Origin of the sequence: Burkholderia sp. Ax-1720 (assembly GCF_011753035.1) — a bacterium.
Lineage (GTDB): Bacteria > Pseudomonadota > Gammaproteobacteria > Burkholderiales > Burkholderiaceae > Burkholderia > Burkholderia gladioli.
This window is the reverse complement of sequence record NZ_VWWK01000067.1, coordinates 21,460-33,879: the sequence shown is the minus strand read 5'-3', so window position 1 is coordinate 33,879 and position 12,420 is coordinate 21,460. Positions and strand designations below refer to the sequence as shown.

10 protein-coding genes are annotated in these 12,420 nt (G+C 70.9%); 4 read left to right on the top strand and 6 right to left on the bottom strand.

Translation table 11 applies throughout. The features are described from left to right. Positions 1 to 86 precede the first annotated feature (86 nt). Both F3J18_RS19820 and F3J18_RS19815 read right to left on the bottom strand, forming a co-directional pair. Positions 87 to 1,217 carry a 3-deoxy-7-phosphoheptulonate synthase gene (locus tag F3J18_RS19820; protein ID WP_166913753.1) on the bottom strand — a complete coding sequence of 377 codons (1,131 nt, stop codon included), beginning with the start codon at positions 1,215 to 1,217 and terminating at the stop codon, positions 87 to 89. A gap of 175 nt (positions 1,218 to 1,392) precedes the next feature. Beyond that, positions 1,393 to 2,709: a lipase family protein gene (locus F3J18_RS19815; RefSeq protein WP_025097808.1), complete on the bottom strand. Its 1,317-nt coding sequence runs from the start codon at positions 2,707 to 2,709 to the stop codon at positions 1,393 to 1,395. Between the two features lie 421 nt (positions 2,710 to 3,130). On the opposite strand from F3J18_RS19815, the gene F3J18_RS19810 reads away from it, so the two are divergent. From F3J18_RS19810 to F3J18_RS19800, 3 genes are read left to right on the top strand one after another with little or no spacing between them, the layout of a single operon-like run. Further along, the gene (locus F3J18_RS19810) at positions 3,131 to 4,057 is read left to right on the top strand and encodes a PhzF family phenazine biosynthesis isomerase (RefSeq protein WP_205195502.1); all 927 of its coding nucleotides are present in this window, start codon (positions 3,131 to 3,133) and stop codon (positions 4,055 to 4,057) included. Beyond that, positions 4,054 to 4,974: an NAD(P)-binding domain-containing protein gene (locus tag F3J18_RS19805; protein ID WP_025097806.1), complete on the top strand. Its 921-nt coding sequence runs from the start codon at positions 4,054 to 4,056 to the stop codon at positions 4,972 to 4,974. Before F3J18_RS19810 ends, F3J18_RS19805 begins: the two co-directional genes overlap by 4 nt. Positions 4,975 to 5,023: 49 nt before the next feature. After that, positions 5,024 to 6,358 (top strand): dicarboxylate/amino acid:cation symporter, encoded by a 1,335-nt coding sequence (locus F3J18_RS19800; protein WP_166913751.1) that lies wholly within the window; start codon positions 5,024 to 5,026, stop codon positions 6,356 to 6,358. Positions 6,359 to 6,397: 39 nt separating this feature from the next. Here the strand turns inward: F3J18_RS19800 and F3J18_RS19795 are convergent, their stop codons facing one another. Then, positions 6,398 to 7,264, bottom strand: a complete 867-nt coding sequence (locus F3J18_RS19795) for an NAD(P)H-binding protein (protein WP_166913749.1) — start codon at positions 7,262 to 7,264, stop codon at positions 6,398 to 6,400. A gap of 218 nt (positions 7,265 to 7,482) precedes the next feature. Here F3J18_RS19795 and F3J18_RS19790 point away from each other — a divergent pair, with 218 nt between their 5' ends. Then, positions 7,483 to 8,403, top strand: a complete 921-nt coding sequence (locus F3J18_RS19790; RefSeq protein WP_166913747.1) for a LysR family transcriptional regulator — start codon at positions 7,483 to 7,485, stop codon at positions 8,401 to 8,403. 18 nt (positions 8,404 to 8,421) lie between these two features. On the opposite strand, the gene F3J18_RS19785 is transcribed toward F3J18_RS19790, so the two are convergent. Genes F3J18_RS19785 through F3J18_RS19775 form a run of 3 tightly spaced genes read right to left on the bottom strand, consistent with a single transcriptional unit; the run spans position 8,422 to position 12,366 of the window. Further along, positions 8,422 to 10,653, bottom strand: coding sequence for a xanthine dehydrogenase family protein molybdopterin-binding subunit (locus F3J18_RS19785; protein ID WP_166913745.1), 2,232 nt, complete (start codon positions 10,651 to 10,653; stop codon positions 8,422 to 8,424). Positions 10,654 to 10,705: 52 nt separating this feature from the next. Then, positions 10,706 to 11,686, bottom strand: coding sequence for a xanthine dehydrogenase family protein subunit M (locus F3J18_RS19780; protein ID WP_166913743.1), 981 nt, complete (start codon positions 11,684 to 11,686; stop codon positions 10,706 to 10,708). Continuing rightward, positions 11,686 to 12,366 (bottom strand): (2Fe-2S)-binding protein, encoded by a 681-nt coding sequence (locus F3J18_RS19775; RefSeq protein WP_205195501.1) that lies wholly within the window; start codon positions 12,364 to 12,366, stop codon positions 11,686 to 11,688. The genes F3J18_RS19780 and F3J18_RS19775 overlap by 1 nt, the downstream gene beginning before the upstream one ends. Positions 12,367 to 12,420 lie beyond the last annotated feature (54 nt).

Below are 12,420 nucleotides of genomic sequence, written 5' to 3'. Positions count from 1 at the left end.
TCGCCGGCCGGCGGCCGGCAAGCGCGAGCGCGCCAGCGGCAGCCGAGTCGTCCGACTACCGCCGCGCCATGCCGCCGCCTCCGCGCTCAGGCCTGGCGCGAATGCGCGCGCCGCCGGCGCACGGCATCGGCCAGCACGTCCAGCACCGGCTCGGTCTGCGCCCAGCTCAGGCAGGCGTCGGTGATCGACACGCCGCGCTTGAGCGGCACGCCCGGCTTCAGGTCCTGGCGCCCCGCCTCCAGATGGCTCTCGACCATCACGCCGACGATGCGCTGCTCGCCCTGCGCGAGCTGCCCCGCCAGGTCCTGCGCGACCTCGATCTGCCGCTCGTGCGACTTGTTCGAGTTCGCGTGCGAGCAGTCCACCATCACCTGCTCGCGCAGGCTGGCCTTGCGCAGCACCGCGCAGCAGGCTTCCACGTGCTCCGCGTCGTAGTTCGGGCCGTTCTTGCCGCCGCGCAGGATCACGTGCGCGTCGTCGTTGCCGCGCGTCTCGAAGATCGCGGCCATGCCCATCTTCGTCATCCCCATGAAGGCATGCCTGGAGGCCGCGGCCACGATCGCGTCCGAGGCCACCTGCACGCCGCCGTCGGTGCCGTTCTTGAAGCCGATCGGGCAGCTCAGACCCGAGGCGAGCTGGCGATGGCTCTGGCTCTCGGTGGTGCGCGCGCCGATCGCGCCCCAGGCGATCAGGTCGGCGATGTACTGCGGGCTCAGCAGGTCGAGGAACTCGGTGGCGGCCGGCAGGCCCAGCGCGTTGATGTCGAGCAGCAGGTGGCGCGCCGCGCGCAGCCCTTCGTTGATGCGGAAGCTGCCGTCCAGGCGCGGATCGTTGATGTAGCCCTTCCAGCCCACCGTGGTGCGCGGCTTCTCGAAGTAGACGCGCATGGTGATCAGCAGCTCGTCCTGCCGCGTGTCGGCGGCGGCCTTCAGGCGGCGCGCGTAGTCGAGCGCCTGGTCGTGATCGTGGATCGAGCAGGGGCCCACCACCAGCAGCAGGCGGTCGTCGCGGCCGTGCAGGATGTCGCCGATCGCCTTGCGGGTGTCCTCGACCAGGGTTTGCGTGGCCTGCGGCACCGGCAGCTCGTCCTGCAGCAGCGCCGGCGAGATCAGCGGGCGCACCGCGCCGATGCGCACGTCGTCGATGCGCGTGGTGTCCTGGGTCGCGTCGGCGACGCCGACCTCGCGGTCGTGCGAGGGATTGTCGAGGTTCTGCATGGAAATTCTCCGGGGACGTCTTTTTGAATGTCGGGCAGGCTCGATTATGGCATTCGGCCGTGACGGCGGAGCGGGCGGACGGGGGCGGTGAAGGAAAATGAAGAAGGCGATCCGCGACGGCGGATCGCCCCTGGGCGACAGCGTTTTTTTGTTATCGGCGCGCGTGCCGCGTCGCTCAGTGCTGCGTTTCCGGCGCCAGCGAGCTGCTCGGCAGCAGGGCCGTCAGCGCGCAGGTGCTGGGCGCGGGCTTGCCGGCGAAGCGATCGTAGAGCCAGGGCAGCATGCCGGCGGCCCAGGTCGCGACCGAGCCGAAGTGATCGAGCGGATATTCGACATGGACCACCGGCGTGCCGCTCGCGCAGAACTTCTGCGCCAGGGCGCGCACGTCGTGGGCCAGCATCACGCCGTCGCCCACCTGCAGGCTGAAGGTGCCGTCCACGATGCCGATGGTGCCCTGGCCGATGTACATCGGGATGGTCGGCGAGGGGGCCAGCCCCGCGTTCACCTTGTTGGCGTAGGTCACGTACACCGGGATGCTGTTGATGTCGTTCGCGTATTGCGGCTTGAACAGGGTCTTCCAGCGCAGGCCCGTGTACCTCGGCAGGATGTAGGCGAGCGACTGGCTCTGGATGTCCTTGAACACGGCCACGCCGGTATCGCTCAGGTAGGGCGTCAGGTCGAAGCCGAAGCCTCTAGAGAGTCCCGCCAGCGCGGCCGCGGCCACGCCGCCCCAGACGATGCTGCCGTCCACGTACTTGAGGTTGTGGGCGGGGTCGACCAGCACGCCGCCCTCGGCCGCGCCCACCAGCTGCTTGTTGACGTCGGGCGCGTAGCTCGGCGCCAGTTGCGCGGCCCAGTTGGTGGCGATCGCCCCGCCGGAATAACCGATCATCGCCACCTTGCTCGCGGGCGTGAGGCCGGTGGACGAGGTATTGAGCGCCGCGCGGATCGAGTCGAGCGTGGTCATGCCGTATTCGGGGCCGGCCGCGAAGTCGGCGGTCTGGCCTTGCGTATCGGGCACGATCACGTTGTAGCCGAGCAGCAGCAGCGCCGAGAGCGGGATCGATTCGGCGCTGTAGATCAGGGTGCCGAGATTGACGAACTTGGTGATGTCGCGATCGCCGGCGATCACCTGCGAGGGTTCGTCGTAGGGGTTCAGCGAGTCGTAGGCCGACTGGTAGGAGATGGCGTGGCCGTTGCTGACCTGGCTGCGGATCACCGAGGTGACGTTGACCACCGGCTGGTTCTGCGCGTTGTTGGTGCGATACAGCAACTGCTCGGCCTTCAGCGCGGTCGGGATGCCGGCCACGTGATAGGTGACCTCGCGCGTCTTGAGCACCGTGCCGGCCGGAATCGATGCCAGGGGCGTGTTGCCGGTGTAGCTGTAGAACGGATCGGAAACGGTGGCCGGCCCGGCGCTGGCCGGCGACGCGGCCAGGCCCAGCAGGCAGGACACGGCCGCGGCGGCGGCCAGGGAGAGTTTGGATGACATGCGAGAAGTCCCTCTGTGAGTTTGTTTCGTTTATGTAGTTTCAACAGGACTGCAAAGCGATCGATTGCATCGAAACGGGAACGAATTGGCCGGAATATGTGGTTCTTCTCGGGCGGGCGTCTCGAACCCGTCGCGAGGATTCTGGATGACGGGCTGCCTGGAAATCAACCGCGCGCCCGCTCCAAACAGGTTTTTGAAACGCTCGCGAGCATGCGCGGCCGCCTAGCACGAAGCCGGCGGCGGATTCGTGAAATGAGCGGGCCGCTCGCTCGGCACAGGGAAAACGCCGGGGCGGCGCGGCCCCCGCGCGACGGGCCCGGCGCGCGGCTGGCCCGATCGTGCTCGATGCCTGGCCCGATCGGGCGCGACCGTTTTTTTGTGCTTCGGCATGCTGGCGCCACTTTTACGTGGGAGCCAGTTCATGAGTCTTGTTGGAATCCTGTCCGCGTCGGCGGGCGTCGCGAACGATCGCGGCGATCCGCGGCCGCATTTCCTCAGCGTGTTCCCGGCCGGTGCCGGCGGCGGCAACCCGGCGCCCGTGGTGCTCGATGCCGATACGCTGCCGGCCGAGGCCATGAAGGCGGTGGCGGCGCGTTATGGTCACGAAAGCGCCTTCGTCTGCATGCCTGAGGATCCTCGCAACCTGTGCCGGCTGCGCTTCTTCGTGCCCGAGCACGAGATGGAGATGTGCGGGCATGCCACGCTCGGCGCGATGTGGCTGCTGCGCGAGACCGGCCGCTGGACCGGCGCGACGGCCCGCGTCGAGACGCTGAGCGGCGTGGTCGAGTTGCGTTACGACGAAGCGGCGCGACGTATCGACGTGAGCCAGCCGCGCGGCAGCGTGCAGCCGGTCGAGGATGCGGGCCTGCTCGAGGCAATCCGCGAGGTGCTGCGCCTCGATGCCGACGCGCTTGGCCCGCATGGCATCGTCAACGCCCGCACCAGCCGCACCAAGACGCTGGTGCCGATCCGCTCGGTCGAGCGGCTCCATGCGATCGCGCCCAGGCTCGACGCGGTGCGCGCGCTGTGCGACGCGCTCGGATCGACGGGACTCTATCCCTTCGCAATCGAAGCGGCCCGGCCGCTGGTCCTGCAGGCGCGGCAGTTCCCGCGCGGCTCCGGTTATCCCGAGGACGCCGCCACCGGCATCGCGGCGGCGGCGACCCTGTATGGCGCGCTGCACCACGGCCTGCTGCCGGCCGGCGAGACGGCGATCACGATCCGCCAGGGCGTCGCGATGGGCCGGCCGTCGAGCATCGGCGTGGCCCTGCGCGAGCCGGGCAATCCCGAGGCGGGCTGCTGGATCAGCGGCGCGGTGGAACCGACCACGCTGGAGCCGCGCGCATGAAGACCTATACCAATGCCCAGGTGGCCGGCTGCCTCGATATCCCTTCCTCGGTCGAGGCGATCCGCCGGGCCTACCTCGAGATGGCGAACGGCGGCGCCAGCGTGCAGCCGCGCGCGCGGATCGGCCTGGCCGACCTGAAGTTCAGCGCGATGAGCGCGATGCTCGGCTCGGCGCGGCTGGCGGCCAGCAAGCTCTACACGACCATCGACGGACGTTTCCGTTTCTACATCGCGCTGTTCTCGCTCGACGACGGCGAACTCGTGGCGCTGCTCGAAGGCGATTCGATCACCGGCTTCCGTACCTCGGCCACCACGCTGCTGGCCGCCGAGCACCTCGCGCGCCCGGGCAGCGCCAGCCTCGGGCTGTTCGGCAGCGGCATCCAGGCTCGCGCGCATGCGCTGGCCTTCGCGGCGCGGCCGGGCTTGCGCGAGCTGCGCATCCACAGCCCGGACGAGGCAAGTGCTCGCGCGCTGGCCGAGGAGATCGCCACCGGCCACGGGATCGGGACGCGCGTGGTCGAGGCGCGCGAAGCCGCCGCGGCGGACATCGTGGTGCTCGCCACGCGCGCATCCGAGCCGGTGCTTCGCGGCGACTGGCTGCGGCCCGGCGCCTTCGTCGCCAGCATCGGCGCGACGCGGCCGGACCAGCGCGAGATCGACGATGCCTCGCTGCAACGCGCCTCGCGGCTGGTGGTCGACTGGACCCGGCAGACGCCGCTCGAAACCGGCGACCTGCTGCTGCCGCCGCGCGAGCTGGTCGAGCGCCGACCGCTGGTCGACCTGTCGACGGTGATCGCGGCCGGCGAGCGCCGTGCCGGGGACGCCGAGGACATCGTCATCTACAAGGCCGTCGGCATCGCGCTGCAGGATGCGGCGGTGGCCTGTCTCGCCTACACGCGGCTCGTTTCAGGACATTGAGCCGCCGTCTTGCTACCCGCGTTCGCCCGCGAACGCCCAGGAGTTCCTCATGAAGTTTCCGCTCACCGCCCGCATCGTGGCCGGCATGCTGCTCGGCATCGCCGCCGGTTATGCCTGCCATGCCGGCTTGCCGGCCGACCAGGCCGCTCGCTTCGGCGGCTATTTCTCGCTGCTCGCCGACGTGTTCCTGCGGCTGATCAAGATGATCATCGCGCCGCTGGTGTTCTGCACGCTGGTGACCGGCGTCACCCGCATCGGCGACGTGCGTACCGCCGGCCGCATCGGCCTGCGCACGCTCGGCTGGTTCATGGCGGCCGGGTTCCTGTCGCTGGTGCTGGGCGCGTGCCTGGCGAACTGGCTGAAGCCCGGCGCCGTGCTGGGGCTGCCGCTGCCGCCGGCCAACGCGAGCTCGGGGCTCAATGCCGGCGCGCTGTCGCTGAACCAGTTCGTGGCGCACCTGGTGCCGAGCAGCATCGTGCAGGCGATGTCCGGCAACGAGATCCTGCAGATCGTGGTGTTCGCCGCGTTCTTCAGCGCCGGGCTCACGGCGCTCGGCGACAAGGGCGCGCTGGTGGTGCGCCTGCTCGACGAGGTGGCGCACGCGATGCTGAAGGTGACGGGCTACGTGATGGCGCTCGCGCCGATCGCCGTGTTCGGCGCGATCGCGAACGTGGTGTCCTCGCGCGGCTTGTCGGTGCTGCTCACCTACGGACGCTTCATGGGCGAGTTCTACGGCGGCCTGCTGCTGCTCTGGCTGCTGCTGGTGCTGGCCGGCGGGGCCCTGCTGGGCCGTCGCGTGTTCGCGCTGATCCGGTACATGCGCGTGCCGATGCTGCTCGGCTTCAGCACCGCCAGCAGCGAATCGGCCTATCCGAAGACGCTGGAGCAACTGGAGCGCTTCGGCGTGCCCAAGCGCATCGCCAGCTTCGTGCTGCCGATCGGCTATTCCTTCAATCTCGACGGCACCATGATGTATTGCACCTTCGCCACGCTGTTCATCGCGCAGGCGTACGGCGTGCACCTGTCCTTCGCGCAGCAGGTGTCGATGCTGGCGATCCTGATGCTGACCAGCAAGGGCATGGCGGCGGTGCCGCGCGCCTCGCTGGTGGTGATCGCGGCCACCCTGGGCCAGTTCGATATTCCCGAGGCGGGCCTGCTGCTGGTGATGGGCGTGGATCACTTCCTCGACATGGGGCGTACCGCCACCAACGTGATCGGCAACGCGGTGGCCTCGGCGGCGGTGGCGAAGTGGGAGGGGGTGTTGATGGAGGAAGGGGCGCGGGAGGAGGCAGAGGCAGAGGCGGAGGCGGACGACGTGGTCCAGCGCGCCGAGGCGGCGGCGACCGTGCCGGTGGCGATGCGGCACGGTCATCGAGCGGCCTGACCCGTCGTCAAGGCGTTCGGCTGGCGCGCTGCCGGCGCCTCACCCCGCTCGCGCGATCAACTCGCGCAGCACCGCGTCGACCTCCACCTCGCCCTTCAGGATCGGCCCGTGGGTGCACTCGTAGTCGATCCAGCCTTCGTTGAAGCCGTCGAGCATGCGCATGCGCGGCAGCGGATGGCGCATGCCCTGCGCGCGGAACAGCGTGTCCCAGGCGCGCCGGTCCACCGCCTCGGCCTGCACCGGCTTGCCGAGCACGCGCGAGAAGGCCGCCGCGAGATCGTGCGGGCTCAGGCGGCGCGGCCCTTCCATCTCGACCACGCGCAGGCCCTGCCAGCTTTCCTGGATCAGCCGCGCCGCCACGCGCCCGACGTCGGCGGTGGCGTTCATCGGCACGGGGCGCGCCAGCGGCTGCAGGAAGCTGGCGATCAGGCCGTGCTCGCGCGCCGATTCGATGTCGCGGCTGGCGTTCTCGATGAACCAGCCGGGCCGCAGCAGCGTGACCGGCATCGGCAACTCGCGCAGCGCTTGCTCCATCAGCCCGCGCTGCGTGAGCAGGTTCATCTCGCCGGCCTGCGCGCCGATGGTGCTCAGGCACAGCACGCGCTCGGGCCGCGCCGCGCGCAGCGCCGCCACCACCGCGTCGATGATGCGGCGCGCCTTCGGAAAACCCGGCTCGGGATCGAAGTCGGACGGCGGCAGCACGAACACCGCGCGCGCGTTCTCGAAGGCGGCGGCCAGCGCGCGGGCGTCGTCCATCTCGGCGGTGGCGATCTCGCAGCCGCGCGCGGCCCAGTCGCCGGCGCGGCCGGCGTCGCGCACCACGGCCCGCACCGGGCGGCCCTCGCTGAGCAACTGGCGGCCGAGCGCGCCGCCCACCTTGCCGGTGATGCCGGTGATCGCATACATGGGGAATTCCTTCTCGCAGCGGGGCGCGAGCCGATGCCGGCGCCCCTCGGTGACCCGGGCCCGGCCGGGAATGAGGCGGATTGTGCGGGCTCGCCCGCGCGCGACCCAGGCCCGCCGGGTCAGGGCATTGATGACATGGCGTCATCGATCGGCGGCCTTCGGCTCGTGATACCTTTGCGCCATCCTCCCTCACGCCCGGCCCGCGCCGGTTCACCCCGATGCCATCGCGTCACGAGAACCTGTCCGGCGGAATCAGCGTGTTCGCGGCCGTGGTCGACACCGGCACCTTCGCGGCCGCCTCCGAGGTGATCGGCATGACGCCGCCCGGCGTCAGCCGCGCCATCGCCCGGCTCGAGAAGCGCCTGAAGATCCGCCTGTTCAATCGCACCACGCGCTCGGTCTCGCTGACCGACGAGGGGCGCCGTTTCTACGAGCAGGTCATGCCGCACCTGGCGGGCCTGGAGGAGGCGGCCGCGGCGGCGGCCGGCGACGCGGCGGTGGTGCGCGGCCGGCTGCGCGTCAACCTCGATCCGGTCTGCTACGGGCTGGTGCTGGGCGCGCCGCTCGAGCGCTTCATGGCCGCGCATCCCGGGCTGGACGTCGAGGTCATCGCGCGCGATACGGTCGGCGACCTGGTGCTGGAGGGTTTCGACCTGGCGATCCAGTTCGGCGAGCCGAAGGCTTCCACCCTGGTCGCGCGCAAGCTGTTCGACACCGGCGTGGTGACGGTGGCCGCGCCCGCCTACCTGGCGCGCCACGGCCGGCCGCTGCGGCCCGAGGACCTGGCCGGCGAGGGCCATCGCGTGATCGAGTTCCGCAATCCCGAGACGGGGCGCCCCTATCGCTGGGAGTTCCGGCGCAAGCGCCGGCACCTGGTGGTGGAGGCGCGCGGCCGGCTCATCGTCAACGATCCGGCCGCGCATGTGCGCGCCTGCGTGGCGGGCCTCGGCGTGGCGCAGATGCTGGCCTTCGCGGTCGAGCCGATGATCGCCGCCGGGCAGTTGGTCAACCTGTTCCCCGACTGGGCCGACGAGCGTTTCCCGCTGTATGCCTATTACCCCTCGCGCCAGCACCTGCCGGCGCGCACGCGCGCCTTCCTCGATTTCGTGATCGGCCTGACGGGCGGCACGCCGGGCTGAGGCGCGCTGCCCGCCGGCTCAGGCGAAGACCGGCGCGGCCGGATCGATCAGCTTGTCGAGCGTGATCGGCAGCTCGCGCACGCGCTGCCCGGTGGCGTGATGCACCGCGTTCGCCACCGCCGCCGCCAGCCCCGTGATGCCGATCTCGCCCACCCCGCGCGCGCCGAACTCGTTCAAGGCCAGGTCCGGATGATCGAGGAAGATCACCTCGATGTCGGGCTGGTCGGCATGCACCGGCACCGGGTACTCGGCGTAGTTGTTGTTGCCGGGCAGGCCGGTGCGCGGATCGTATTCGGTGGCCTCGAACAGCGCCATGCCGATGCCCATCACGATCGCCCCTTCCACCTGGTTGCGCGCCGTGAGCGGGTTCATCACGCGGCCCACGTCGATCGCGCTGACCACGCGCGCCACCCGCAGGTGCGAGATGCCCGGATCCCAGCGCACCTCCACGAAATGCACCCCGAAGGAGCGGAACGAGAACTTGCCGGCCGGCGCCGCCGAGGTACTGGCGAAGCCTTCCGCGTTGGCCAGGCGCCGCGACTTGAGCAGCGCGTCGAAGGCGATGCGGCGCTTGCCGTCGCTCAGCACGCCCTGCTCGAAGCCCAGCGCCTCGGGCTTGGCACCGGCGAAGGGCGCGCCCTCGGCCACGGCGATCTGCTTGAGCTGCAGGATCGCGTTGCGGGTGGCCTCGGCGATCGCCGGCGAGACGCTCGCGGTGGCCCAGGAGCCGCCCGACATCGGCGCGGCCGGGAACGCGGAACTGCCGAGCCGCACCTGGATCCGCTCGATCGGCAGGCCGCTCAGTTCCGAGACGATCTGCGCGGCGATCGTGTAGGTGCCGGTGCCGATGTCCTGGATCGCGCAGGTGACCAGCGCGTTGCCCTCGCTGTTCAGTTGCACGCGCGCCTCGGCCGGCGTGCGATAGGCGTCCCAGTTGCAGGCGGCCATGCCGTAGCCGATCCGCTCGCGGCCGTCGCGCATCGAGCCGATTGCGGGGTTGCGGCGCGCCCAGCCGAAGCGCTCGGCGGCGGTGGTGATCGCCTCGGGCAGGTGATTGCTCGACCAGGGCAGCCCGGCCGCCTCGTCCTGGGTCGAGAGGTTGGCCAGGCGGAACGCGAGCGGGTCCTGGCCGGCCGCCAGCGCCAGCTCGTCGATCGCCGATTCCAGCGCGAACAGGCCCGGCGCCGCGCCGGGTGCGCGCATCGAGGTCGAGCAGCCGCGGTTGACGCGCGTGGTCTGGTGGCTCACCAGCACGTTCGGGCAGGAATAGAGCACGCGCGAGACGCCGCCGCAGTTCTCGGTGAAGGAATCGGTCATGGCGGTGCTGTTGATCGACTCGTGGCGCAGCGAGCTGAGCTTGCCATTGGCATCGGCCGACAGGCGCAGCCGCTGCTTCGTCTCGGGACGATGGCCGGTGGCCGTGAACATCTGCGCGCGCGGCACCAGCAGCTTGACGGGGCGGCCCACCGCCAGCGAGGCGGCGCTGGCCGCCACCGAATGCGGCCACATGAACAGCTTGCTGCCGAAACCCGAGCCGATGAAGGGCGCCTCCACGGTGACCTGCTCGGGCGTCAGCCCGAACACGCTGGCCAGCGTGTTGCGATGCACGGTCACGCCCTGCGAGGCCTCGTAGACGTGCAGACGTCCATCCTCCCAACTCGCCACGGTGGCGTGCAGCTCCATCGGGTTGTGGGTCTCGACGGGCGTGCGATAGGTGAGGTCGACCCGGTAGGCGGCGGCCTCGAAGGCGGGTTCCGGCTCGCCGCGCGCATGGCCGCGCCCGCCGTCGCGCGTGCCGTTCTGCGCGAGGCCCTGGTCGAGCGTGGCCACCGCCGGCTGGCTGGCGTAGCTCACCGCCACGCGCATCGCGGCCTCGCGCGCGTGCTCGAAGGTATCGGCGATCACCAGCGCCACGAACTGGCCGGCGTAGTTGACGGTGGCGTCCTCGAAGGGCAGCCGCGATTCGTCGGTGATGGTGGCGCGCAGGATGGTCGGGATCGCGATCGGGCTTTTCTTCGGCCGATACAGGCGCGGCACGTGCTCGTGATGGAGGATGTCGATCACGCCCGGCACGCGCCGCGCCTCGCGCGTGTCGATGCGCAGGATGCGGCCGCTGGCGATGGTGCTGAACACGCCATAGGCGTGCACCATGCCGGCGGGATGCTGGTCGGCCGTGTAGGGCGCGGCGCCGGTCAGTTTCAGGCGGCCGTCGACGCGCTTGACCGGCTGGCCCACGAGGGTCTCGCTCATGCGGGGCTCCGGGAGGAAAGGGGGAATCGGTTCGAGGTGGGCATGGCGCGCCTCAGGCGGTGAGGGTCTGCAGGTTGCGCACCACGGCCTGCTGGCCGAGCGCGATCTTGAAACCGTTCTGACCGTAGGAGCGCGCACCTTCCAGCGCCAGCGCGGCGGCCCGCGCGAAGCTGTCGAGCGTGGCCGGCTGGCCGGCCAGCGAAGCCTCGGCGGCATGCGCGCGCCAGGGCCGGGTGCCCACCCCGCCCAGCGCGAGCCGGGCGCGCTCGATGGTGCCGCCGTTCGTCACCACGATCGCCGCGCAGGAGGCCAGCGCGAACTGGTAGGAGGCGCGGTCGCGCAGCTTCAGGTAGGCGCCGCGGCCGCCGGCCAGCGGCGCGTCGAGCGTGAGGTGGGTGATCAGCTCGCCGTCCTCCAGCGCGTGCTCGCGCCAGGGCGTGGCGCCGGGCAGCAGGTGGAAATCGAGGAAGTCGATCTCGCGCTCGCCTTGCGGGCCGCGCACGTGGACTTGCGCGCCGATCGCGGCGATCGCCACGCACATGTCGGACGGATGCGCGGCGATGCAATGCTCGCTGCCGCCCAGCACCGCGTGCACGTTGCGGTTCAGCCCGCCGATCGCGGCGCAGCCCGAGCCGGGCTCGCGCTTGTTGCAGGGCGAGACGCCGTCGCGGAAGTAGCCGCAGCGCACGCGCTGCATCACGTTGCCGGCGGTGGTCGCCTTGTTGCGCAGCTGGGTGCTCGCGCCGGACAGCAGCGCCTGCGACAGCACCGGGTAGGCCTGGCGGATCCGCTCGTCGCGCGCCAGCTCGGTGTTGCTCAACATCGCGCCGATCCGCATGCGCCCGTCGGGCAGCGTCTCGATGCGGTCGAGCGCGAGCTTGTGGATGTCCACCACGCGCGCCGGGCGCATCACGTCGAGCTTCATCAGGTCGAGCAGGGTGGTGCCGCCCGCCAGGTAGACGGTCTGTTCCTGCGCGCGGGCGGCGATCGCATTGGCGACCGAGTCGGCGCGGACATAGTCGAAGTTGCGCATCAGATCTGCCTCCCGCCCTTGGCGCGGGCGTCCTGGATCGCCGCCACGATGTTGCGGTAGGCGCCGCAGCGGCAGATGTTGCCGCTCATCGCCTCGCGCAGCGAATGGTCGTCGGCGGGGATCCGCGCGTCGCGCAGCACCGCCACCGCGCTCATCATCTGGCCGGCCGTGCAGTAGCCGCACTGGTAGGCGTCGTGTTCCCAGAAGGCCTGCTGGACAGGATGCAGGCGCCCGTTGCGCTCCAGCCCCTCGACGGTGGTCACCTCGTCGCCCTCGTGCATCAGCGCGAGCGACAGACAGGAGTTCACCGACACGCCGTTCACGTGCACCGTGCAGGCGCCGCATTGGCCGTGGTCGCAGCCCTTCTTGGTGCCGGTCAGTTGCAGGGAGTCGCGCAGCACGTCGAGCAGGATCGCGTTCGGCGCCACGCGCAGCTCGCGCGCCACGCCGTTCACGCTGAAGCGCAGGTTCGGAGCGCTCGCCTCGGCGGGCGCGGGCGTCTCCTCGATGGCCGGCTGGGGCTCGGCGGCGGCCGCGCTGGCGAGCCAGCCGCCGCTGCCGGCGGTGGCCACGCCGGAGGCGCCGGCCTGCAGGAAACGGCGGCGCGAGATCGTGGCGCGCTCGGGCGGGCTGGCGGCGTTGCCGGGGTCGTGGGCGGTCGGTTTGGAGTCGGCGGTCATGGGCGGATTACCGTATCGAGGCGTATTGAGGGGAGCGGGGGGGCGCGCGAGGGA